This window comes from Bacteroidota bacterium (assembly GCA_039111535.1).
Taxonomy (GTDB): domain Bacteria; phylum Bacteroidota; class Rhodothermia; order Rhodothermales; family JAHQVL01; genus JBCCIM01.
On the sequence record JBCCIM010000012.1, the window covers coordinates 36,055 to 62,187 of the forward strand.

Sequence of the window (26,133 nt, forward strand, 5' to 3'; positions counted from 1 at the left end):
CCATACCAAAAGCCCGGTGAGGAGTGAGGAGTGAGGAGTGAGGAGTGAGGAGTGAGGAGTGAGGAGTTGGATGCTTGATTTCTGGGCAGGTTCTTAACTTTGGACGAAGAACTGCGCAGTATGGGACGTAATCAGGCCTTCGATCATTTTGTTGGATACTAAACCCGCGTATTACTCGCCGGCGCCGGCCAAGTCGTAGCGGAGCGTTTTCGACTCACCTGCCTGGATGTCAAACTGCTCCTGTACTGTTCCATAGTTCGGGTGAGTGAGTGTAATGCTGTGGGCGCCGGGTTTTAGAATAAGCGGGCTCATCAGAGGCGTTTTGTCGCGGTATGTACCGTTAATTGAAATATCAACACCGGGCTGTGTGGCAATAGTCACAGCCCCAACCAAAGACCATAACGATATCTTAAAGGGAGTTTCTCTACCAGGCACGACATCTACCAGGGTTTCAAAAGGAGGAAACGCTGGGTTTTGTAGCGTAATACGGTGCGTTCCGGGGGCAACAACCATGGTGAGTGGTGTAACCCCAAGCGAATCACTGCCCCGATATACTGTAGCCGCCGGCGTGGAGACAATCGTCATTTTACCGGTCCGGCTGTCTGGTGGTGCCAAAACAACCGTATCAGGAATTGCGTCGCTATCGCCGGCAGCCCGGAAACTGTCTGCCTTTGCAATCAGCTTCTCAAGCGGATCGTCTCCAATTACGGTTACTTCTTTTACAGGATTAGGGGCATTTTCTGCTGGCTCTGCCGCGTTTTGCGATGTGTTGTTCGTTTTTACAGGCGTCCCCCCTTTCCCACTTTTACGAACCGCGGTAGCTGTACCTCCAGAAGACGCTGAGACTGCACCATTATTGGGGTTATTCTTTGCGCCAAACGAACCGTCTTTGCTGAAGAAGAACGAGCCGGCAAAACTGAGTCCGCCAAACACAAACAATACGGCAACCACAATACCGATCATCCGGGTTCTCTTGAGCAGTGCATCGCGCGAAACGGCTGGTGTTTTCGCCCGTTCAGGCACCACCTCCCGGTCTTCCGCTTTTTGTCGTGGCTCCCTTGTTCGCAGGGTAACCGGTTTATCTTTGAGCCGGCGCACGTACGCTTCCGGGTCATCAAGGAAGCTTTTCATGTCCCCCGTTGTAGCAACGGCGCTTGTCCCCCTGCCTTTACGGTAAGCATTTAAATCTGCCAGTAGAACCGTGCAATCCTGATACCGCTGCTCGGGCTTCTTTTTGAGCATCTGCTGACAAATGCGACGTACCTGAGAGGGCAGGTCTTCATCATCCTGCAAATACGAAACAGGATCATATTCTCGTATTTTTTCCAGCATTTCCGCTGCATCAGCGCCTGTAAAAGCAGCCTTACCGAGCAACATCTCAAAACACACTGCCCCAAGGGAAAACACGTCAGTTGCTGGAGAAGGTGATTTGCCTACAACATATTCAGGTGCAAAATAGGCTGCTTCGCCCTGCACATCCAGATCTTTGCCGGCTGCGTCGTGTAACACGGCCCCAAAGCCAAAATCTGTTACTTTTACCTGGCCCTCTTTGGAGATGAGAATATTAGATGGCCGGATATCCCGGTGAATGTAATTCTTTTCGTGGGCACGTTTAAGCGTCGAAGCTACTTCAGCCAGTACGTACGCTGCAATAGTGGGTGGCAAAGGGCCCTTTTTGAGGAGCGTTGCCAGTGTCATGCCTTCCACATATTCGGTGGCAACGTAGACGTTATCATTGTCACGTCCGGAAGCGTATACCTGGACAACACCTTCGTGTTTAAGCCGGCTAACCTGTTGTATCTCCTCTTTAAAACGGGCTACAACTTTTTCGCTTCGTGCATGCCTAACATGGAGAAGCTTCAGCAGAACAAAACGGTCCTTTGCTTTCTGGAAACCTTTATAGGCCGTTGTAAGCGGCCCACGATGCAACTCCGCATACGGCTGTATATCACCAATTTTTTCTGGGCTGCCCATACCATTTACCTGACAGGCTGCCAAACAGGATTACACACCTATGCATTATCCGGCAGCGCTACTGAATTAATCAGGAATCAGGCAGAAAATGATGTGCCAAACCCAAAATTGCGCCTTTACAGGGCACAAGCGCAGATTGTGTATTGCGAGGCATGCATCCGATACGAGCATTCTTCCTCATGATGCACCCAATTTACACCTGGGCAACACCGTATGGGTGAGATTCTACAGTACAAGCACACTGCGCACAGACGCACCTTTGATATCAAGGTCTGTATCTACGGGTTGGCGAAATGCTTTGCGTTCACCTGCCGGCACATCTTTAACAGTGATGCTCATGCTCGACACCCTGATGTTGTTGCTGTCGAACAACGAAATCTGAATCTGTGCACCCTTCACAAGTGCTTCAGATGGATTAAAAAGTGTACCGGACACGATGCGTGCACCACCAGGCAGCAGGGAATATTTGACGTCTTCAACCTGAACCTGATTTGCATCGGACACTTCAGGTTCTGACTGACAACCTGAGACCAGAAGCAATACAAAAACGGCACAAAAGGCTATATATCTCAACGAACTAACGATTTAGTGATCATGATAGAGCGGCTCAAAACCCCGTATGCAATACGGGTGCCATTCCAATTAGACAAATTCCAGTGGCAAGTGATTCCCTGCAACATGAGATAATTCTCCATGCCGTACAAACATGGGGGCGGTACCTGGCAGGACATGTTACACGGGAGTGGGTATTTCCTAAGCCAATTCATCCAGGTTAGCACGAAGCCGCTCCAGTTCTTCTGAAGCATTTTTAGCCTTTTCGCGCTCTCCTTCCACCACCTGGGGTGGCGCCTTGGAGACAAACTGCTCGTTTTGCAATTTGCGCTGCAAGCCCGTCAGATATTTCTCTGTCTGGGCGATAGCTTTCTCCAGCCGCTCACGTTCTACACTCAGATCGATCATGCCGGCTAGCGGAATGAAGATTTCGTGTTTACCGACAACAACAGAGGCGCTGGCTTTGGGCTTTGCCTGGTTCGCGCCAACAGTCAACTCCTGTACGCGGGCAAGTTTTGCAAAATAACGTTTGTTCGCTTCCATGATATCCGCAAGTCCATTGGCATCTTCCGGCATATTCAGGATGGCTGATATATCTTTCCCGGGAGAAACGCCATATTCACTTTTTACGTTGCGGATGCCCGAAATGAGCTCTTGCATGAGCGAAAGCGTCGTGCCGGCGTCTTTGTTCTGCTCAGCGGTGTTTTCTTCGGGCCAGGCCTGCATCATGCAGGAAGTCCCGGCTTCGCGCGGGCGAAGTTTCCACCACAGCTCTTCCGTGATAAACGGCATGAACGGGTGCAACAACAGAATCATTTTCTCAAACAGTTCTACTGCCAGTGCGATTTTATCTTCGGCCATCTGCTCGCCATAAGGCGGCTTGATAAGCTCGAGATACCAATCGCAGTAATCTCCCCAGAAGAGGGTGTAAATATGCGTAAGCGCTTCATTGAGACGATAACGCGACACATCTTCATTTACCGTTGCGATGGTTTCATTCAACCGGGTTAACATCCACTGTTCAACCAGCTCAAGCTCGTCGAAGGAACGCTGCCGGCGGTAGTCTTTGCCCTCTTCCATAAACTGGCCAAACACGTTGAACGCGTTCCAGATTTTATTGGCAAAGTTGCGCCCCATCTCAAACTTGGTCGGATCGAGCTTAATATCCTGCCCTTGCGCGCACAAAACAGTGAGCGAAAAGCGAACAGCGTCTGCCCCATACTGCTCACACATTTCAAGCGGATCGATTCCATTGCCGAGGCTTTTGGACATCCATCGGCCCTGTTTATCCTTGATCATGCCAGTGATAAAGATGTCCTGGTACGGGATATCTTTTTTCACGTACAGGCCGGCCATAATCATGCGGGCAATCCAGAAAAACAGGATATCATATCCTGAAACAAGCACATTACCCGGGTAGAAAAAGTCCTGGTCTTTGGTTGACGTTTCGTCTTCGTCTGGCCATCCCAGCGTAGCAAACGGCCACAACCATGAAGAGAACCACGTATCAAGTACGTCTTCGTCCTGAATCATGCCCGGCTCGGGCTGCTCGACAGATACGACAAACGGCCGGCTTTCATCGGCTTCGCCGGCGTCATTGGTGTGGTACCATACCGGTATACGATGCCCCCACCACAACTGCCGGCTGATACACCAGTCGCGGATGTTTTCGAGCCAGCGGTAGTATTCATTTTCCCAGCGTTTGGGGTGAAATTTGACTTTGCCACTCCGTACCGCTTCGAGTGCCGGGCCAGCAAGGGGCTCCATCTTAACAAACCACTGACGAGAAATCAGCGGTTCAATAATGGCTTTGGAGCGACTTGAAATAGGCACCGTACTTTTATACGATTCGATTTTAACCAGCAGGCCGGCTTCTTCGAGATCCGCTACCATTTTCTTGCGGGCCTCAAACCGGTCCATACCTTCGTACACCCCACCATTTGCATTAATGGTGGCATCGGTGTTCATCACATTGATGATTTCAAGGCTGTGCTTTTGCCCAATTTCAAAGTCGTTTTTGTCGTGCGCGGGTGTAACCGTGAGTGCGCCGGCGCCAAAATCGCTTTTGACGTATTCGTCTGCAATGATAGGAATTTCACGACCAACCAGCGGCAAGATCGCTTTTTTGCCAATCAGGTCCGTATAGCGGGCATCATCCGGGTGTACGGCGATGGCTGAGTCTCCAAGCATCGTTTCCGGACGCGTTGTGGCTATTTCGATGTGCCCGTTTCCATCAGCAAGCGGGTATTTGATGTACCACAGATGGCCATCTCGCTCAACATTGTTTACTTCCTCATCAGAAAGGGCCGTCATATCAACCGGACACCAGTTGATCAGGTATTCGCCGCGGTAGATAAGCCCGTCTTCATACAGGCGAACAAAAATTTCCTGCACAGCCGTAACGTACTCGGCATCCATCGTGAAGCGCTCACGATCCCAGTCACACGAATCACCTAGCCGGCGCTTCTGCTCGAATATAATGCCGCCGTATTCTTCAACCCAATCCCATACCCGCTCGACAAACTTCTCGCGGCCAAGGTCGTGGCGATTTTTACCTTCGTTTTTCTTGAGCGTCCGCTCAACAACATTTTGTGTTGCAATGCCAGCATGGTCTTTACCAGGCATCCATAAGGCGGCGTATCCCTGCATCCGTCGCATCCGCGTCAACGCATCCTGTACCGTATCCTGCAGCGCATGGCCCATGTGCAAGCGCCCCGTCACGTTCGGCGGCGGCATCACGATCACATGCGGCTTCTTGCTTTCGTCGCGTGTAGCATGAAAGAAACCATTTTCTTCCCAATACGGATACCACCGGTCTTCGATGGTCTTCGGGTCATAAGGCGTGTGTTTGCCGGCCATGACGGTCCAGTTTTGCAGGTTAAAAAGGAATTGGGGAAAACCCCGAATGCATAGGGGGGGTTCCTCAGCGCTTTGCGCTGAGGGGTTAAATGTTGAAGGTTGCTGGTTGAAGGTTCTTGATGTGATGAACGCAGCTAACTTTCGACCACTAATTAACTGGTAACGTTTAACGGCCAACCCAATCCTGTCATCACCAGGTTATCAGGCTGAGGGGTTAAATGCTGAAGGTTGAAGGTTCTTGAAGTGATGAGTACAGCTAAATTTCGACCACTAATTAACTGGTAACGTTTAACGGCCAACCCAATCCTGTCACCACCAGATTATCAGACTGAGGGGTTGAAGGTTCTTGAAGCGATGACTTCCGACAACCTTAAACCAGCAACCTTAAACCTTAAACCTAAATCACCCTGCAACTTCGGCTGCGTAGCGGCGCTTGATCTCCTCGAAGCTGTCGCCACCAAACTTTTCCAGAAAAGCATTTGCGATGGTGAATGCAACAGTGGCTTCGGCTACAGTTGATGCTGCCGGCACGCTGGTTACATCGCTGCGTTCGTAGCGGGTAGGCTGGACGTCGCCTGATTCGATATCAACGGTACCAAGCGGTTTGATCAGGGTTGGGATGGGTTTCATAAATCCGCGTACCACAATCGGCATGCCGTTGGACATACCGCCTTCGATGCCACCGGCGTGGTTGGTGCGCCGGCTATACGTGCCATTTTCACGAATGATTTCGTCGTGTACCTTCGACCCCACAGTCGCGGCATTGCGCACTCCATCACCCACTTCTACGGCTTTCTGTGCCTGAATTGACAGGATTGCCTGTGCAAGCAACCCGTCGAGCTTGCGATCCCACTGCACGTACGATCCCAGTCCCGGGGGTACGCCGGTTACGACAACTTCGTATTGCCCCCCCAATGAATCGCCCTGCTTTTTGACAGCCTTGATGTGTTCAATGCATGCTGCAGAGAGGTCATCGTCGAGCATCCGCACTTCGCTTTCATCTGCAACATGGTTGAGTTGCTCTGCGCCTCCAACAATCAGAGACTCAACTTTCTCTCGCCACGCTTCAGCATCTGTGTACCCTACTTCGCCAATCCGCACAACGTGACTACCAATTTCAATACCAAATTGTTTGAGGAATTGACGCGGTATAGCACAGCAGGCCACGCGCATTGCTGTTTCGCGTGCACTGGAGCGGTCGATCACCGGACGAATATCGTCGAACGCGTATTTCTGCGTACCAACAAGATCTGCATGACCTGGACGCGGAAGGGTTACGCGCTCAATGCCGGCGCCGTCTCCATCGAGGGCCATCACTTCAGGCCAGCCCGATTTGTCGCGTTTGAAAGCCGCGTTATCGAGTTGCATCGCGATCGGGCCGCCCATGGTTTTGGAAAAGCGGACACCCGAATAGAAATGAACTTTATCGCGCTCAAATTTTGCGCGTCCTCCGCGGCCAAAGCCCAGCCAGCGTCGGGCCAAATGCGTGTTGATATCCTCTGCGACAAGCGGTACGCCGGCGGGCATACCTTCTACAATACCAATCAGGGCTTCGCCGTGCGATTCCCCTGCGGTCAAATAACGAATCATTCTGGAGTGCCTTCCTTTAACGACAGCGGCTCTGCTTCATAAAAAGCAATTCTACCGTCTTTATGCTTCACACGAAAGAGAACCGGTTCACCCTGCTCACCTACTGTTTCAAACAGGGTCAACGCGCTTTCGAGAGAGTATACCGTTTCTCCGTTAACTTCCAATAACACAACATCCCTGGGCAAGCGCGCCTTCGCTCCTTCTCCTCCCCGCCTTACAAATGCAATGTAAACACCATGCGGTACGTCATACTGGGTGCGCACCTGGTCTGTGAGTTGTTTGATACCTATGCCCCACTCCTCTATCTCGAAAGCCGTATCAGCACCGAAGCTTTCAGGCTCGATTTCAGGGACGGCGCGGCGGCGATCTCGGTCTTCCGCCTGCTGATCAAGGGCGGCCGTCCAGGCCCGGTATGAGGCGTCTTCTTTGCCAAAAAGTTCAACGTGAAATACACGCATCGCATTATTTCGCCACACTTCAACTTTGAGTCGATCACCCGGACGGTGAATGGCAACTACACGCTGGAGCTCATTGGGCTCGCTCACTTCTCGCCCTTCTATCGACAACACAACATCATCCACTTCAAGGCCGGCTTTGGCTGCCGCGCTCAACGGATCCACTACACTCAATTGAACACCTGTAATACGATCCAGACCAAATCTCCGCGCTGATGCTGCATCAATGGGAGAAATAGTTACGCCGAGGTAACCACGCTGTACTTCACCGTACGCAATTAAATCTTCCACAACCCGCTCCACGAGATTCACGGGCACCGCAAAACCATAGCCTTCATAAGATCCAGACTCGGTAGCAATGGCTGTGTTGATACCAATCAATTCGCCATAAACATTTACGAGTGCGCCGCCCGAGTTACCAGGGTTAATCGCAGCATCAGTCTGAATAAAATCTTCTATCCCAAAAGCGTCTTCAATAATATTGACCTGCCGGCCCAACGCGCTTACAATGCCGGCCGTAACCGTAGAGGTAAGCCGAAAAGGGTTGCCAACAGCAATGACCCATTCGCCAACCGACACGTTATCCGAATTCCCAAAAATAGCAGAAGGCAGGGTATCGTTGGTCTTTGCTTTTAATACCGCAAGGTCTGTAGATGGATCTGTACCGACAACGGTGGCTGCGTACTGTCGTTTGTCATCCAGCGTGACGGTAACTTCATCAGCACCTTCAACCACGTGATTGTTGGTGACGATATACCCTGTTTCGCTAATGATGACCCCACTACCAACGCTCTGACGTGGTTGTCCGAATCGGGGCAACCAGCCGCGCTCAGAACCGCTGTCAGCCATTTCAACGCGGATATAAACCACAGCCGGCGTAACGTTGCTTGCAACAAATTGAAAACTCTCACTGAGTGAGGTAAGGCCGCTAAGCTGATCTTCTTCATTGGCAAGAGAATCCGCAGGGCGATAGTGTGGCGCCTCCGATCTGTTGCCCAATTCTACGCGTTCAACAATGGGCCGGCGTGAACCGTCTTCCATTTGCCCATTGATCACAAAGAGCATGATAAGAATACCCGCGAGCAATCCTGCGAGGACCAACCCAATGCCGGTAAGCAACGATATGCGTTGCGGCTTTTGTGGTGTGTTTGATGTTTCAGGCATTATTATCGACGTTGGTATCGACCGTTGCGGAGAGGCGGCTCAGCGCGGTAACTGCATCATAGGAAAGCCGGGCCAGTTCTTTTCGATCACGATTGGTTGTGTCAATTGGTTCCCCTACGTGAATTTCAAATATGATTTTTTTCAGCGACAGGATGTCCCATGCATGCAAAAACAGCGGCTGACCGTTGGTCCATGTGAAGCCGGTTAGATAGTCGCCAGATGCCGGCTCACCATCTGCCGTGATACCCCGCATGTAGAAAGGCAAAATTGCGCCACCCTCCATATTAGCTACAGCAGCAAATGCCCCCGTTTTAAACGGTAGAATTCCCATACCGTCGCTGGTCGTTCCTTCCGGAAAGACCAATACCCTGATGCCTTCCCTGATCCGGTGCTGTACTTGCTCTACAAATTTGCCAGTCTGCATCCGTCTCTCACGCTTCACAAAGATCACACCGACCAGTTTACAAACCCATCCGATAACAGGCCAATTGCCAATTTCAGCTTTTGCTGCAAACGCAACCGGCATTTGAGAAGATAACAGAAAGGGGTCGAGTAAACCAAGGTGGTTACTTACCGCCAACATAGCGCCTTTTGTAGGAATTTCGCCGACAAGGTGCACCTCTACGCCCAGCAGGTGACATAGTTTGGCTGTTGCCTTGCGCTGCCAGTTTGCTTTAAAAAGGGGCAATTCTTCCGATTCCACGCGCCGCTCTGCCAGGCGCAATCGTATTGCCTGGGTAATCATGGTGTTAAAAAAGCGAATCATTCGCCAAATCCGACGCATCAGTCTGTCTCGCTAGTTGCTGGCTAGGTACGTGCATGGGTCCGTCATGCAAAACAATAGGACCTGTCCCTTTCTCTTATCGGTCAGGATGGTGAGGCTTTAGGTGAGCCTTCATCCGGCACGCCCTGCAGTTGTGGTGGATAAAGCTTCCCTTTGCTGCGGTCGAATCTAAGACACGGGTGTCGGTCTTGCAATCATTAATCCCTGCTATTGTATAGCCGGATGTGGATCCTGTGCCCTGCGATCGCTCGTTTTATCATCAGGCGCTGCCGGCAGTGTCACTTCATCAATCTGGAATGAAACTGTAAACGTACTGCCGATACCCTTTTTACTGTCTACCTTGATTCTGCCATGAAGCAATTCTACAAGCTTGGCAGTAATGGTGAGCCCCAGTCCGCTGCCTTCCACCCGCACATCATTGTTGGGCTCTTGTTTAAATTCTTCAAACAACTGCGGGATAAAGTCGGGGTCGATGCCAACTCCTGTATCTACAACATGGACGTGCACCTGGTCCACGTCTTTCTCTATTTCAATGCGTACGCCACCTTCGTGGGTAAACTTAATCGCGTTGCCAACCAGGTTATACAGAATCCGCTCGTAACAATCTTCATCCAACCGCACCATGATCCGCTCAGGTGGCGTATTAACGGTGAGGGTGAGGTTACGATTTTTTGCAAGCTGGTTGAGGAGGTCAACCACTTCTTCCGTTTTCTCTCCGATCTCAAACCGCTCAAAACTCAGTTCAAACATGCCGGCGCGCAGTTTTGCGAGATCAAGCAATGAATTGATCGTTTTCAGGAGCCGTTTTCCGTTTTCGTCTATCAGACCAAGAAACTCCAGGTTTTCCTGTGGCACTTCTTCCTTAAGAACGGAAGTGAAGCCCAGAATGGCAGTAAGCGGCGTACGCAATTCATGCGATGCATTAGCCAAAAACTCGTCCTTCATCTGGTTGGCCTGCTCCAAGCTCGAGTTTGCTGTTCGGAGTTGTGTGTTTGCCAATTGTAGACGCGCATTCAGTTCACGTTCAATGTTGAGCAAAATCAGCTCTTTTTTTGCACGCTGAAAACGCACAAATTGCAGCAAACTAAACCCGAGAAAAAGCACATAAAGAGACTTGGTCCACCAACTCCAGAACCAGGGCGCCTTTACCGTAATCGGAATGGCAGCCTTCTGTCCCATTGGCATGCCAGAGACGCGAGACTCCAGTTCAAAGGTAACACGGCCAGGCGAGATATTGCGGTAATCGGCAAATCGCTCTTTCGTCCATGCAGACCAGCCACTGCTATGTCCTTCAAGTTTGTGTCGAAATTCTACCTGGTCGCGTTTACTATACATTGGCAGGGTAAAATCAAACCGGAAATCATTGTCTCGGTGCGACAAATCCAACGCCAGGTGTTTACCTTCCTGAAACTTTGCGTTCGCAACCGTACTGGAAAAAGCCCCGCCATACAGTGCATCTTCCGAAAGGATCGAAATGTGCCGGACCAGCGGGTCAACGGTATTGTTCAGTAAGGGATTCGGACGCACGTCAGGCTCGAATTTAAACAGGGGGCGCACCCGCGTACTGCTGAACCAGACAGGTCCATTAGGCTCTGCATACAGATGCTTTACTTTGCCCCAATCAGGCAGCATCGCATCTTCAGAAAACACTTCGATGGCTGCAGAATCCTGATAAGACTGGATGTGCTCTAATCTATCCCGATACAATACCCAGTAACCGGAATCGGCATCACTCACAAAGTCAACAACCGGATTGTTTGCGGTGACTCCTGCGGCAAAGAACGCCTGAAACGCTTCATCAAGCACAAGTTCAAACCCTTCTGGCAATTCGTTCTTTGCAGCACGAAAAATTCCTTTGGGCAGGGCAATCACACCTAACGTGCCACCGATATCTTCGACATACATACTTGAAACGCCCATCGCCCGGCCGCTAGCAACCTGCATGGTCTTGCTTACTTCACCCGCCGAATCAAAGGTGACGTGCCAGAGTTCTGCCGGCTCGGTTGTACCTATCCAAAGCGAGCCATCAGCCGACTCATACATTGACGATATTTTACGCCCAATTTCATCATACTTTTTGGCAGTATACGTCGGCCCCTTCATGGACATGACACCCCATCCCATATCGAGCCCTACATACATGCGCGCGTCGTGGAATTGGGATTTGAGTAATACCCCGGGCTTGTGCGACACTTCAAAAGCTATATTCTCAGCAAAGTGTTCTCCATCACGATCTTCCGTTACCCGAATAACACCATATTCAGAAGCGACGTACAAGGCGTCCTCCTCTGAACTAAGTCCCCAAAAAATACCATTGGATATGTCTGATATTTTTATCCGCTTGAAATGAGGAAAATCTTTTTCTGATTCCGCTTTTCCGATACGGTCTTCCAGGGTAAAAAGTCCGTCGTTGGTTGCCACATAGAGCCGGCCCTTGTGCCGGCGTACATCGTTGACTGCACCTTTCAAGCCTTCCATGATACCGTACGAAGACAACCCCGCAGGAGAAGCCATATAAGAAAGCCCCGTAACGTTGTGCGCCAACCATAGTCCACCATGCGCATCCACAAACGTTGCGTTTACATCTTCCCCTACTCCCCTGTCAGCATCAAGAGTCTCTACCAGACTGCCATCTTGATCTAAAACAAATACGCCGTGATAGAGCGTAGATAAGGCAAAATACCCAGCAGGTAATATGCTCCCATGGTAAAAGGTGTAGACGTCTACATCGTTGTCAAGATGGGAGTCGAGTGTCAATGCGGTTAGCCCTTCCGAATTATAACGATAAGCTTCAAGGGGGCCTTCAAGGCCTTTCTGTACATAGATGCGTACTGCGTTTGTAGCGTCCGCTCCCATGAACACAACCCGATGATTGGCAAAACGCTCCGTACCAGGCAATAATGTCATTGCATCACCATCGATGGCCATAATGCCGATGCCATCCCGCTTCACGTAAAAGGTATCGTTAACAACAAAGGACGTGTGCATGCGCTCCGCAGAGCGCCATGTTGTAATCTCGCTACCATCCCAACGAAAGAGATGCGAATTGGATTGATAAAATACGCCTGCGGTGGTTGCGTCGGTGTTCCAGATCTCACCGAATCGGAGTGTATCGCTTTCGGACAGAAACGGCAATAACGAGCGATATTCGAGTGTTCCTGTTGAATCTGGCGCCAAAAATCCAAATTCATCTCTGGCGCCGGCGTGTACGGTGCCATTGAGGCTTTTGCCAACAGAAAAGACGGTGGCAGAATCTGGCACATGAATGATACGCCAGGTATCAGCGTCATATTCTAAAACGCCGTTGCTGTTTGCGACATATATAAGGCCACGATCGTCTTGGGTAATCGACCAGTTTTGGCCCATATTGGGCAGTGACTCCTGATCATAGAGTGCCAACCCGTACGCCTGACCAGCGTACTCGTGCGCCTGAATTGACTGCGCAGATACTTCGACACTACAAAGCGCAAGTACAAGCAACAAACTATGTAACAATGCATACCGCATGAAAACCCGACAAATACAAACACCTGTGGGAAGCAGGAGAATAGCCGTTAACGTGGGGGCATCCAGTTATGGATGAACGAAAGCACCGTAGACGGGGCGATAGGGGCAGAACGTAGAAAACTGCAAAGTTTCCCCAATTACACCATGTAGATAGTTAGGTTTCACTTTCTTAAGCGAAACAAGTCCGGCACCATTTTACCCTAAGTGAACTTGGACGCACGAATCGGAAAGATTAACTGATTTAACAAGCCACTTATGTTTAAGTCATACCGAGACCATCTGTAACGAATTATTTACTAAGGAAATTCTGAAACAAGACGCGCTTTGGAATCACTTTTGCAGCTTTTAGCCGCTTCATCAACTACAGTAGGTATTGATTAATATAGCACAAAACAATTTCAATGTGAATTTGTTGTAACGCAGTGGGCTTTATTTTTTTAACATCGTCTAATCTAAAGCAGCTTTTCCCGAGTCTTCAACCAGCCCAACGAGCTTATAGAAATAGCTTTACAAGATAGACTTTATCATACAAGCAGTGCATTTCAACATATCCCCAAGCTCAATTCTCTCTTCCGAAATCTCGATTTCGCTCTGTCAGATTGACCCACAAAATGCGCTGTACAGTGAGTCCTTGCCCCATCCTGGGCTGACTGCAAACTATGCCTTGCCGGCACAGACGGTATCTCCGTTACCCGGCAGGCACCACCTGTAAAAAAATCTGACAACCAATAGCAAGCGATATGAAACGCTCCCAGCTTATACCAGTAGCCCTGTTTTTGGCCCTAACCTTTTGGGCTGTGCCACAGGCTTCATTTGCCGGCACAAGCTCAACGTCACCTGGCGCTATACACACTTCCGATCCTGAGCCCAGGTCTTACAACACCCCCAATCTGGACAAGCAAGATGGCTTCGATGCTGTTGCGCATAAAGAAAAGCTCCAGAGCAAGCCAAGACAGGTAAAGCAATTCACGTCGGACAAACCTCTCGACAAGCATAACCTGTAGTCTGCGCGCGCTATAGATCCAGCGCTGCAATTTCCCAAATTTTCCCAACGTGTGTCTGCTATTGACAGGCCCATGCCATGCGTGCGTGTACGCCATTTTTTCAATCGATCCAAACAACCAACAAAACCAACAATCCTATGAAAACGATCAAAAACCTCGTCATTCTCGCATTCTTCGCTGGCTCCACTATGCTCTTTGGCTGCAACGCAGCTGAACTGGCAGGCCCAGAAGCACCGCAGACACAAAATGACTGCGAAAACGAATGCTCCAACGGACGCAACCTGTAATTCCTAATTCTCAAAACGACTCATTCTTCCTGAGGTATTCCTTATGAAACGTGTTGCAAATTTTGCCAAATCTCTCTTCGTCATCACACTCTTCGCCGGCTCTACCATGCTCTTTGGCTGCAACGCAGCTGAACTAGCCGGCCCAGAAGCACCGCAGACACAAAACGACTGCGAAAACGAATGCTCCAACGGACGCAACCTGTAAGCATCATTTTCCAGCCTGCATTGAGACCCGGGCAGCACATTGCTGCCTGGGTTTTTTATTTTCAGGCCCTGCGGCATGTTACTTTTTCTGCTGGTTGTGCGGCTTAATCAGTGCTTACATGCCCAAAGAAGCCCAACTACAAATTTCTGTCTCTTGATACAACGCTATACTAGTCGACAATGAACGACGTTTTAGAAGCGATAATTTTTTTCGATGACCTTTCCCTCGAAAAACAAAATGCGCTTTTTGCTGAAATAGAAAAAGACCCGAACCTGAGCCGTTCTTTTAAACGGTGGCGCGGATTGCAGCAAAAAGTGCGTGCAAGCATTGGCACCCAGCTGCCAGACAGAAATTTACTTGTACTGCAGGCTTTGGCCCAGGAAGATGCAGCATTGCTGACAGAAGATGAGCAGCGCGCACTATCCTCGGCAAAAAAAGATCTGGACAATGCACTGCGCGTGCATCCCGGACTTTCCGATGTTATAGACGACATCAAAAACGCACGTTCAGATTTCCTGAGTGTTTGGGATGACCTCGCAAACGCGTCAGATGTAAGACCCGCCTTATCTTTCGCGCCAGATCGAGCTACGACAAAGCCAAAACGCCGCAGTCCTGCCCTTACGCGCATTGCGTCGGTGTTTACCGTATTGGCCCTGGTGGTAACTGCAAGCATTCTGATGTGGCGGAGTCAAAACCTGGAAATTGTCAGAACTTCGCCAGGAGAATTCAAAGTTATAGAATTAACCGACGGTTCTACGGTGCGGCTTTTTGGAAAATCCAAGATTTCTTATACCAAACACCAGGAGGCTTTCAGCCAGAACCGCGAAATTGAGCTGAAAGGTCGCGCTTTTTTTGACATTGCCCCTAAAACAGCCCCGTTTGTTGTTCAAACATCCACGGCGTTGACAGAAGCTACCGGCACGCGGTTCAGCATTGAAGCGGACCGGTCGCTAACAAGAGTTATCCTTACAGCCGGCCAGGTGGCTGTATCCTCGCGCAAACGGCGGGGAGAGAACATCTTGCTGGCCCCCGGACAAATGACACGCGTACCACGAAGAAGCGCACCAAGTAACCCGGAATCCATCGTCGACCTTACCGACATGCTAAGCTGGACAGGCCTGCTCGTCTTCCATGACACGCCACTGGATGAAGTAGCTGCCCACCTGAGCGCTCACTATAACGTCACCGTCGACATCGATTCGCAACTCCTGGATGAACAATGGGTAGCCACCTACGACCCCGACACCCTCTCCGTGGACGAAATCCTCGACAACCTCGCCGCCACCCTCGGTGCGCGCGTTGAGACAAGTGGGGGAAACACGTTTCTACTTAGACCTTAGTACGCAAATCCTAGCCCCTCATCAAGTCGATTTTGTCTGGCCCAGGGCACAAATAACACGCATTGTAACATCCTGAAGGGTTACCGCGTCATAATCTCGCACACTGGTCGGAATACTAAGGTTCATCGAAGATTAAGGGATCTCCCACGCAAGCATTGAACCCTTGGGTCGGCCAGTTGTATTTTATGCTGAATCACTGCTCATCTGCTGCACGTGAAGCATTTCTTACACAATTTCAACTTATGGGCGCTCGCGCTTTTTGTTCTTTTTTCGAGTCCACGGATCTCGAACGCGCAGACTATTGACCTGGATTTTGAGAAGGTACCGCTCACACAGGCCCTCACAACACTCGGCTCTCAGACTGGCGTTGACTTCATTTACGCCGTCCGCCTGGTCTCCCGGCACAACACCACGTGCACCTATGCCGGCACAGACACGGACGCGGCATTAGACTGCCTCTTAAAAGAGAGTAATATCTTTGCCAAGCGCTTGCATGCACGTCAATACTTGCTTGCACCATTACGCCCAGCCTCTGGTGCAATCAATGCTCCCGATGCCTATTTGCCTCCCCTGATTCAAGGTAGAATTCTGGATGCCGTAACCGGTGTGGCATTACCCGGGGCACACATTTATATCCCTGATATCCGACGCGGCACGACTTCAGACCGAAGTGGACAGTTTTCTTTCTCTCAAAAGCAGGATACCGTGTATTATGCCCACGTATCCTACATAGGCTACAAAACGGCGAAGTCACGCCTATACCCCAAAACGCAACCATTCACCATTTATTTGCAACCTATAGCCCTTGAAGCCACAACAGTACTGGTTGAGGCCCAGGGCGATGAAGAGGCAGACCTTGCTGCTGTACCGGGGCTTGTTGCGCTGAATATCCAAGACCTGGACAACGTCCCGAGCTTTGGTGGCGAAAAAGACCTTTTCCAGACCTTGCAATGGACGCCTGGCGTACATAAAGCCGGCGTATTCAATAACGATCTCCTTATACGAGGCGGCCTTGCAGACCAAAACCTCTATTTGCTGGACGGTGCACCCATTTACCACCCCTGGCATGCATTTAACCTTGTCTCCACCTTCCAGACCGATTCGTTTGATCGCATCAAACTCTATCGCGGCTCTTTCCCTGCACAACATGGGGGACGACTGGCTTCCGTGCTGGATGCACGACTCAAAGATGGTAACCGCGCAAATCCTAAAACCATCGCAAGTTTCAGCCTATTGAGTGGCCGTTTTATGATCGAAAGCCCGCTTACCAAGCGGACTTCCTTCATGATCTCCGGCCGAAGGTCATACCTGGATAAAGTCATTGGAACAGAACACCCAGTGCAAGATGCCTCAGGCCGGCGAGATACGCTGCGCACCGGCTATCATTTTTCGGATATCACCTCCAAATTAAGCTTTCGCCCCAATCGCCAGCATAAACTCTCTTTCACCTTCTATTCAGGGGGAGACGAACTGGATTTACGGCTGCCTTTTGATTTATCGCTCGACTTCTCCTCCTGGCTTCGGCCGGCAGACCTGTTTTTTGAAGTTGAACACAACTGGGGCAACCGGCTTTATAGCATGCAACATCAATACGTGCATACAGATCGGCTCCTGTTTACAACTACTGCCTACAGAACAAGCTATAACGCAACGGAAAGCGAGCTCGTACGCCCAACCAGTAGTTCACTCGTCCAATCCAGGTACCATGTCCGCGTAAAAGACATTGGTGTACGTACAGACATTGACTTTTTCCTGTCCTCTCGTCACCACATGCAGGGCGGCTACCAGGTCATTGGCCACACCTTCAATAGTTCGCTGATATCGACGCTTCAACGCTCGGAAAGCTCTACAAAATACCAGGATCAGACGAGCGACCTGACGGCGTTCGAAGTGGCAACCTACATTCAGGACAATTGGCAGCCCAATAACAAATGGCTCATTCAACCAGGCCTTCGCTTAAGCTACTTTAGCGGCGGTCAGTATACGTTCCTGAGCCCGCGACTCAATGTCCAATACATTGTAAACCCACGGTACCTCATCTTAAAAGGGGCCATAGGGAGACAAGTGCAGTATATGCAGCAATTGCGCGACCGCTACTCGTTCATGTACGACCTGGTCTCCAGCCGCTGGATCCCTACCAGCGACAACATCAAACCTTCCACCAGTGTACAAACGTCTCTCGAAGCTGAAAGTCAGATTTTGCCCTGGCTCAAGCTGGCCAGCGAAGTATACTGGCGCGATTCGGAAAACATTTTACTCCCGCGAGACGAATTCCAAACCAAAGATGGCATCGATGGGCCAGGCATTGAAGTAGCCAGCCTGCTTGCACAGTACACCCCTGGCCTTGCGCGCGCTTATGGCATGGAGTTCACCGGCATCATTGAACGGGGGCACTGGCGCTGGTTGCTGAGTTACACAGGGGGGCGTTCAAAAAGCAAAGCACCAACGCTAAACGAATCTTCGTTCAGACCAACCCGGTTTGACGTCCCACGTGCAGTAAAAAGCGCGATTATCCGTCAGTACACAGATTGGCACCTTACGCTTTCAACAACCATTCGAAGTGGATATCCGATTACAGTACCCGTTGCGCAATACGATTTGTCGGGCCCCGGAGAAGATGAGCCTACCCAGTATTTATATCGCCCACAAATCAATAATGGCCGGCTGCCGGCGTACATCCGGTTTGACATGAGTGTAGGCTACAGGTTCGATATGCTCGGTGCAAAGTGGCATACCAAATTCCACCTGTACAATTTCACAAACAAGCGGAACGTAATTGACAGGTTTTATGACCCAACAGGTGAAACCGTGAAAATTCAGAACCGCAAAGGACTCCCCATTCTGCCTTTGTTTGAGCTTGAAATGGAGCTTTGATTGCTTCATGCACGTATACAACAGCCCCACACGCCCGTATACCGTAAGTTAAAAATGCGTCACGGCCTCTATTTCCTTTTCATCCTGTGCGTTCTAACGGGATGTGACAGCATAGAACCAACAGCGGAGAACCTGCTTGTTGTTGAAGGCTTCCTTGACGCGGGCAAACCGCTGCCCAATGTCTCCATCACGCGCGTGCAGCCGCTGACGGCTGCCAGCGCCGGCACAAGCATCAACGAAGCGGTATCAGACGCCAGCCTGTCTCTGATCATCAACAATACGCCCGTCCCATACCGACCTTCAGCCTCCTCACCGGGCACCTACGAGCCGGCAACTTCCGTTTTTGAGGTAGTCCCTCCGCATGCCCGCTTTTCCGCTGAAGTCAACTGGCAATCACAACGCGCAACCACAACAGACATCGTTCCACCGCCGATTGCTATTGAAGATGTATTTATTCGCATCCCGGAATCACCAGTTTCTGCGGTACTCCTGGATTCACTTCGACTTGAAGATCAGGAAGTGGGTGCACGCATGGGTTTTATCTACCCTATTGATGTTTCCGTAAGCTGGCAAAACGAAATGCCGGCAACAGACACTACCTACTGGATAGAAGCCCGCCTAAAGCCACAATCTGATTTTTCGTCCACCGTGCTCGACGTTTTCCTACTCACGGAAGATGTACAGGTGGAAGATTCGCTGCGCACTACAGGCTCTACCCGGTTTAGCTGGTCAGGCGTCTATGCCATCCCGGTGCCGGACAGCCTCGCGCCGGCGCCAGCACACCTGCTTACCGTACAGCTTACTCGCGGCACCAAAGCTTACGCTGATTTTGCAGCAAGCCGAAATGCACCGGAACGACGTGAACCCGTGTCCAATATCGCTGGCGGCATTGGCATCCTGGCCGGCATTTCGCTGGACGCAATAGTATTTGAGGTGAAGGATGGCGTGGCAACGGCGCAATAAAAAGTCTGGATACAAACGCAAGTACAAAGCCAAAAGCCCGGAGGACGCCGAGAATACCCCGCCTCCAGCCCGAAACCTGTCGCCCGGACAAATCACCGGCATCGAAATGCAAAAGAAAAATGCCAAACGCATTTCGATTTTTATCAATGATAAATTTGCGTTCGGATTACACCAGGATGTCCTCCTGCAACACGCGCTGCACAGCGGAATGTCTCTTGATGCAGCACAAATAAACATGCTTGTCGAAGCTGATGCTTTGCTGCGGGCCAAAGAAGCCGCCATTATGTACCTAGGTCACCGTGCGAGAACCGAGCACGAGGTACGTACCAAGCTAAGAGGCAAAGCTTTTGAAGAAGAAATAATCGACCAGGTTGTAAAGCGTTTGTATGAGCTATCGTACCTGGATGATGAGCAGTTTGCAAGCCGGTATACCCAAAACAGGTTTCAGTACAAAGGATATGGGCCCCAGCGGATTCGCACAGAATTGCGCCGACTCGGCATAGCACCAGCGCTCATAGAGCAAGCGCTCGAGGCGTTGCTACCTGCCAATGACGTTGTCGCACGCGCACAGGTTGAAGCTGAGAAGCGATTGCGCCGGCTCAGAAATGAAAAGGACCTCTATAAAAAACGGCGGAAATTATTTGATTTTCTGGTGCGTCGTGGGCATACTTCAGAAGTAGCACGGGAAGTTATCGAAAAGTTGAATCTGGATGCAGCGGATACATAGTGCACCGCACATCGGGATCACAAGTGGAAGGCAATCGTTCGATTTTCACCCATCCACGAAGTATGTAACCATTTGCGAACGCCCCGTTATCAATCCCGGAAAGCGCGCAATTCAGTAAACAACCTATGCAAATCGAGCCCGGACCAAAATCTTACGAGCGGTACGAGTACGTGGAGCCCACAGACGCTGCCCAGGCCAAACAATCTGCTACGCCGGTACGCAATGCGTTCACCGTCGACCGGGTTGTTAAATTTGTTATTGCCGTCATCTTTCTCCTTGCAGCCGGCGCGCTTTTGTGGTATTTCTCACGTCTGGTCCTTTACCTCATGGCCGGCCTGATCATCGCGTACTTGCTCCGGCCTGTTGTAGATCGAATCCAGGGATTTGGTGTTAGCCGTGTGCCAGCTATTTTGCTTTCCTTTATCCTGGTTTTTGGTGTAATGAGCGTGCTCGTCACATCACTTATTCCCTTTTTTGGCAGCCAGATCAGCGATGTTACCCAACAAATAACCGAAGAAAAAGTCGACGCATGGGCCGTTTCGATCGAATCTCAGTTGCGCCAGCGTATTCCAGCAATCGGTGAAGGGACTGTTATTGAAGGCGTACGCAGGGTGTCTTCTACCTTGTTCCAGGAGCAGCAGTTTACCCAGTTGGTAGAATCCCTTTTTGATGTATTCACCGACATTTTTTACGCCATTCTTGTAATCCCTTTTGTTGCGTTCTTTTTCTTGCGGGATGCAACCAAAATGAGCAGGGGCATTCTGCAACTTGTGCCCAATCGATATTTTGAGGTTACCCTTTCCATTGCTGCAAAAATAGAAACCAATCTTGGCCGATATTTGCGCGGCCTGCTACTCCAGTGCACCTACGTTGCCATTGTGGCCTCTATTCTGCTGTCTTTCACAGATTTGAATTATGCATTAGTTGTTGGCATATTCACGGGCGTGGCCAATTCAATTCCGTATTTTGGGCCGTTCATGGGGCTTATAGCCGGCTCCCTGGTTGCCATCGCCCAGACGGGAGACTTTTCCCTCATTCCGGGCCTGCTAATTGCAATGGGACTCACACAAATGGTTGACAATATTCTGATTCAACCATTTATTTTTTCCAAAGCAGCGCAAACCCACCCCCTGGTGATTCTGTTTGTCGTGCTTATAGGCGCCCAGTTGGCTGGCATCGTAGGTATGCTCATTGCCATCCCGTTAACAACCACCGTATTGGTTACGATTGAGCAAGTATTGTGGAGCTTGCGTAACTACAGAATATTGCATGTAGCCTGATTATGCCCCGTAGTGCAGTTTTCTCACGTGCCGACCGCATATTGCTATCCCTCGGGGTAGTCGGCCTTGCTGTATTTCTGCTGCTCATACCCCGGGTACATCCTGATGCCGTCCCGGCTTATCCATTATCCGAGGAAGAAATTCTCGACCGTGCCCAGGGATTTGCGTACAACCGGGGCTACGATGTATCGCGACTACAATGGGAAGTATTCCCTATCCGAAACGAGCGATTGCTCGACTCTCTTCAAACCAAAGACGCACCTCCACTGCGCACGTCGCTACTTTCCCCCAGCGTTGGTAGCCTTCCTGCATACGGTTGGGAGGCGGCGGGTACATACATTGATGATGATGACAATGAGGCATCCTCCCGCATTACCTTAAACCTCACGCAATCTGGAGATATTTGGAAATTTGATGCCCGCACCCCCGAAGTGCCCGCCCCTGTTCGCGAGGTACTGTTGCAAGCTGAGGTACATCAGGCGAGTTCAGCAACCTTTCGTGATAGCCTGAGCACAGCTGATCTTGCTGCACGATTCTGGAGTACGCGCAGCAGAATGACCGTCTCGCCGAGAGGAGATTCGGTACCTAGCTTATTTGTATTCAACAGCAGAGACGCGGAAACCTTCTCCCGATTTTATCTGCAAAAAACGCTGCTCCGAAACTATCAGTTAGCAGTTGACAGTGTTAGCCGGCCTGACGGACCAGATAACAATACTGTACGGGTATTCTTCAGCGGTATCGACCCGAGCAATGCTGTCCCGTTGACAGCAGAAGTTGATGTCAACAATGGCGGTGGCCTGGAGAGACTTTTTACTAGATACAATCCTACGCAAAACGAAAGCCGGCCACCACCACCGGGGCCTCAAATCAGTTTTGGCCAGGGTAATCAAATACCGGGTATCATCACCATCGTTGTCACGGCGCTGATCGTCATTTTTATATTCATCCTCTTTTTGCGCAGACTCAATGCACGCCTCATTGACGTAAAAGGTGCTCTGCAAGATGCTACATGGGGTGGCGTTTTTGCCTTCCTCGCAGCCGGAAACGCTATGGGTTGGCGTATTTTTCTCGACAGCTCTTCGTTTTGGGCCGGGTTATTATCTGGCCTCGGCGTAACGCTAATCATGGGTAGTATCGGTGCTTTTGCTGTATTTATCATCTCTTGCGCAACCGATTCAATCGCGCGTGCCATCTGGCCCAAAAGGCTCGAGACGCTTACGCTTGCCCGCAACGTCCGCTTCTTCAACGTGCCCATGGGGCGCTCGCTTATAAGAAGCCTTGGTATTGCAGCCATACTTCTTGGCGCCACAACCCTGATTTTGTATTTGCCAGGCATCCGGTTTGACGACCTGACGGAAACCATTGGTGGTACCCAAACTTTCTCTCCATTCCTTGGCATCGTAACAGTCAATGGGTTGACGGGGATTTTGACGTGTATGATCTTGCTCAGCCTCGGCGCCACCGTTTATAGCCGGCGAGCCAGTAAAGGCTTTATCATTGGCTTGATCACGCTGATTGCCATGCTCATGCAAATTGGCCCGGTCAGTATCGGGCCATTTGGATACCAGTATTTAATTTCCGGCGGGCTCGGTGCCGCTATCGCCATCACCCTGTTCCGGTTCGATTACTTTAGCAGCTTTGGCGGATTTGTACTGTTCAGTATTCTCTGGGAGACCATCCCCATCTGGATGATTGAAGCCGCCGGCGCCAACTGGGAGGTGATTGCCCTGTTCGCCCTCTTTCCAATCTTTTTCATACTAGGCTTTGTTGGCCTCAAGAGCGGAAAAGAAGCAGAAAATACCAACAACCTGATTCCTACGTACCTGCAGGAGCTGGCGTTGCAGGAACGGCTGCAGGGTGAGCTCGAAATTGCCCGACAGGTACAATCTTCCCTGTTGCCGCGGCGTATGCCCAACATCAAAGGAATACAAATTGCAGCCATGTGTCTGCCAGCGCAGGAAGTAGGTGGAGATTACTTCGACTTTATTCAACTTGACGCCCACCGTACGGCCGTGGTAATTGGTGACGTAAGCGGCAAAGGCATTCAGGCCGGCTTCTTCATGACGCTCACCAAAGGCTTCCTGCACGCAACCTGCCAGGCAGAAGACTCGCCAGCAGAAGTACTCACCCGGGTCAACACACTCTTCTGCAACAATGCGCCGCGCGGTACCTTTATCTCTCTGATTTATGGCATCCTGGACATTTCCAATCAAACGTTCACTTTTGCACGCGCCGGCCACGATCCCATGCTGTACCTTTCGAAAAAACGCGAAGGTCCAACCCTGATCAAGCCACAAGGCATCGCCATTGGGCTCACTCCAAAATCCACCTTTGCGGAGACCATCGAAGACGAAGTTTTGCAACTCAACATTGGCGACTTACTGGTGTTTTACACAGACGGTGTGACCGAAGCGGTCAACCCCAGCATGGAACAATTTGGGGTAGATCGGCTATCGGATAAAATTGCAGCAACCAACCCGGACCAGAGTGCGCGACACGTCATGCAGGAAGTATCAGAGCACATTCAGGCTTTTGTAAAAAGTGCCGGGCGCGCAGATGACATGACCATGGTTGTGCTCCGCATTGCTACACCGCACCAGGTCAAACAGGCAACTCCTTTAGCTACAGAAAGCCAATCCTGGCTAGAACATGACGCATAATCCACTTGGCGCTGACGTACAAGACGCACAGCAAGCCCTCTCGGCTTACAATTTTCAACCACCTGAAATCGCGCTCGTGCTGGGCTCGGGGCTTGGCGGACTGGCAGATGCCATCGAAGACGCTGTTATAATCCCAACTGGCGAAATCCCGGGGTACCCGGTATCAACCGCACCCGGGCACAAAGGCCGGCTTGTCATTGGCAAACTGGAAGGCCGGCAGGTTGTCGCCATACAGGGCCGCGTCCATGTTTATGAGGGATATCCGGCGCGCGCCTCAGCGTTTCCAATCAGACTCGTCCATGCCCTCGGCGCCAGCAAGCTATTGCTGACAAATGCGGCCGGGGGGATCAACAAAGACATGGGCCCGGGTACCTTGATGTTCATCAGGGACCACATCAACTTTGCCTTCGAACATCCGCTTGCAGGCCCAAACGTCGACGGTGGCCAGCGGTTTGTTGACCTTTGTAATGCCTACGACCCCGATTGGCTTGAGCGTGCAGAAGCTGCTGCTTTAGCTGCAGGAATTGCCGCACAAAAAGGCGTCTACCTCTGGACCAAGGGTCCGTCGTATGAAACCAAGGCCGAAATACATGCCTATCGCCAACTGGGCGCGGATGCAGTTGGGATGAGCACTGTACCGGAAACACTGCAAGCCAATTATCTCGGCATGAAGGTATTGGGCATCTCTACCATAACAAACCCCGCAGCGGGCATGAGCCCCGAGCCGTTGCGCCACGAAGATGTACTAGCCGTAGGCCAACAGATACGAGCGACACTCGAAAAACTGGTTCGTGTTATCCTGAAACAGACCTAGAAGTGGCGGCCGATTCTAGCCAAAAATTGATAATCAGCCTACAAATCTCTATTGTATAGCTAGATTAAACGATGTGAATACTACCTAATGTAGCTGAATGCATTGTATTTTCTTATATTCATTTGCATATTAGGATGTAAAGTTTGCCCGATTTAAGGGTTGGGTGGATTGTATTCTTATCAATTTACGGCTGTTTAACCAAAGCCTGGTGTTCAAGGGCGAGGAGAGGTAATCGATGAGTTACGATCGGGATAGTTCACACCGCTCGTATGGCGATCGTGAGTACGACAAAGACGGAGATTACAGGGACCAAAATCGTTCTCGTAATTCAGGACGGTATCGTGATGAGGTTTACTCCAAGCGCGTTCCTGCCGGCAAAAGAACCTATTTCTTTGATGTCAAAACCACGCGCTCTGGAGAGGATTACTTTCTGACCATCACAGAAAGCAAACGCATCGACGAGTCACGCTACGAAAAGCACAAAATTTTCCTTTACAAGGAGGATTTTGGCAAGTTTGTTTCTGCGATGCATGAGGTATTGATTCATATCAAAGATGAGTGTCTGCCAGACTACGAATTTAGAGGACTGCCAGAACTCACGCTACCACCACCTGTTGAAAACGATTTTCCTGAGGATGATTATCCACAGGACGAATACTAGTCTGATCACTTGATCCCAATAGTTGCTTATGCTGAACGTAACACACGCTTACGTTCAATAATGAGTCGTCAGGCCTCTTTCGACCCCGAGGTCGATCGCGCCGTACGGTCTATCATCAAAACAGTTCGTACCCAGGGTGACGACGCCCTTCGCGCATACGCGCAACAGTTTGATAACGCCCCATCCATTACCCTGAAGGTCCCTCCAGCGGTGCTCAGGGAGGCGTACGAGCAATTCCCGAACAACCTCAAAGACATCATATCGGAAGCGGCAGCGAATATTCGCCAGTTTCACGAGCGACAAAAGCAGGACAGCTGGTTTATGGACGATGGCAACGGTGTTGTCCTCGGCCAGCGGGTGGTTGCCATAGAAAAAGCCGGCGTGTATGTGCCTGGCGGTAAAGCCTTTTATCCGTCGAGCCTGCTGATGAATG

General features: G+C 50.6%; 19 protein-coding genes. 12 read left to right on the forward strand and 7 right to left on the reverse strand.

Features of this window, described 5'->3' with window-relative positions:
* Positions 1-171: 171 nt before the first annotated feature.
* The 7 genes from AAF564_03545 to AAF564_03575 form a co-directional block, all read right to left on the reverse strand.
* Entirely contained in the window at positions 172-1,974 is a 1,803-nt protein-coding gene (locus AAF564_03545) for a serine/threonine-protein kinase (GenBank protein ID MEM8484592.1), read from the reverse strand.
* 225 nt (positions 1,975-2,199) lie between these two features.
* Positions 2,200-2,547, reverse strand: a complete 348-nt coding sequence (locus AAF564_03550) for an FxLYD domain-containing protein (protein MEM8484593.1) — start codon at positions 2,545-2,547, stop codon at positions 2,200-2,202.
* 180 nt (positions 2,548-2,727) lie between these two features.
* Positions 2,728-5,385, reverse strand: a complete 2,658-nt coding sequence (locus AAF564_03555) for a valine--tRNA ligase (GenBank protein ID MEM8484594.1) — start codon at positions 5,383-5,385, stop codon at positions 2,728-2,730.
* 402 nt (positions 5,386-5,787) lie between these two features.
* A complete protein-coding gene (gene aroC, locus AAF564_03560; GenBank protein MEM8484595.1) occupies positions 5,788-6,975 on the reverse strand; it encodes a chorismate synthase in 1,188 nt (395 codons plus the stop codon).
* Positions 6,972-8,594, reverse strand: a complete 1,623-nt coding sequence (locus AAF564_03565) for a trypsin-like peptidase domain-containing protein (GenBank protein ID MEM8484596.1) — start codon at positions 8,592-8,594, stop codon at positions 6,972-6,974. The genes aroC and AAF564_03565 overlap by 4 nt, the downstream gene beginning before the upstream one ends.
* On the reverse strand, positions 8,587-9,378 hold the full coding sequence (locus AAF564_03570) for a lysophospholipid acyltransferase family protein (GenBank protein MEM8484597.1): 792 nt from the start codon (positions 9,376-9,378) through the stop codon (positions 8,587-8,589). Before AAF564_03570 ends, AAF564_03565 begins: the two co-directional genes overlap by 8 nt.
* A gap of 207 nt (positions 9,379-9,585) precedes the next feature.
* Complete coding sequence (locus AAF564_03575) at positions 9,586-12,885, reverse strand: ATP-binding protein (GenBank protein ID MEM8484598.1); 3,300 nt, start codon at positions 12,883-12,885, stop codon at positions 9,586-9,588.
* A gap of 740 nt (positions 12,886-13,625) precedes the next feature.
* Here AAF564_03575 and AAF564_03580 point away from each other — a divergent pair.
* From AAF564_03580 to AAF564_03635, 12 genes are all read left to right on the forward strand, one after another.
* Complete coding sequence (locus AAF564_03580) at positions 13,626-13,889, forward strand: hypothetical protein (protein ID MEM8484599.1); 264 nt, start codon at positions 13,626-13,628, stop codon at positions 13,887-13,889.
* Positions 13,890-14,026: 137 nt separating this feature from the next.
* A complete protein-coding gene (locus AAF564_03585) occupies positions 14,027-14,176 on the forward strand; it encodes a hypothetical protein (GenBank protein MEM8484600.1) in 150 nt (49 codons plus the stop codon).
* 43 nt (positions 14,177-14,219) lie between these two features.
* Entirely contained in the window at positions 14,220-14,381 is a 162-nt protein-coding gene (locus AAF564_03590; GenBank protein MEM8484601.1) for a hypothetical protein, read from the forward strand.
* Positions 14,382-14,560: 179 nt separating this feature from the next.
* On the forward strand, positions 14,561-15,721 hold the full coding sequence (locus tag AAF564_03595; protein MEM8484602.1) for a FecR domain-containing protein: 1,161 nt from the start codon (positions 14,561-14,563) through the stop codon (positions 15,719-15,721).
* Between the two features lie 213 nt (positions 15,722-15,934).
* Positions 15,935-18,595 (forward strand): TonB-dependent receptor, encoded by a 2,661-nt coding sequence (locus AAF564_03600; protein ID MEM8484603.1) that lies wholly within the window; start codon positions 15,935-15,937, stop codon positions 18,593-18,595.
* A gap of 54 nt (positions 18,596-18,649) precedes the next feature.
* The gene (locus AAF564_03605) at positions 18,650-19,558 is read left to right on the forward strand and encodes a DUF4249 family protein (GenBank protein ID MEM8484604.1); all 909 of its coding nucleotides are present in this window, start codon (positions 18,650-18,652) and stop codon (positions 19,556-19,558) included.
* Complete coding sequence (locus AAF564_03610; protein ID MEM8484605.1) at positions 19,536-20,285, forward strand: RecX family transcriptional regulator; 750 nt, start codon at positions 19,536-19,538, stop codon at positions 20,283-20,285. Before AAF564_03605 ends, AAF564_03610 begins: the two co-directional genes overlap by 23 nt.
* Before the next feature lie 125 nt (positions 20,286-20,410).
* A complete protein-coding gene (locus AAF564_03615; GenBank protein ID MEM8484606.1) occupies positions 20,411-21,565 on the forward strand; it encodes an AI-2E family transporter in 1,155 nt (384 codons plus the stop codon).
* Positions 21,566-21,567: 2 nt separating this feature from the next.
* Complete coding sequence (locus AAF564_03620) at positions 21,568-24,225, forward strand: SpoIIE family protein phosphatase (GenBank protein MEM8484607.1); 2,658 nt, start codon at positions 21,568-21,570, stop codon at positions 24,223-24,225.
* Positions 24,215-25,039, forward strand: a complete 825-nt coding sequence (locus AAF564_03625; GenBank protein MEM8484608.1) for a purine-nucleoside phosphorylase — start codon at positions 24,215-24,217, stop codon at positions 25,037-25,039. The genes AAF564_03620 and AAF564_03625 overlap by 11 nt, the downstream gene beginning before the upstream one ends.
* Before the next feature lie 235 nt (positions 25,040-25,274).
* Positions 25,275-25,700 (forward strand): DUF3276 family protein, encoded by a 426-nt coding sequence (locus AAF564_03630; GenBank protein MEM8484609.1) that lies wholly within the window; start codon positions 25,275-25,277, stop codon positions 25,698-25,700.
* 60 nt (positions 25,701-25,760) lie between these two features.
* On the forward strand, positions 25,761-26,133 hold a 373-nt coding region (locus AAF564_03635), incomplete at its 3' end, for a histidinol dehydrogenase (protein MEM8484610.1).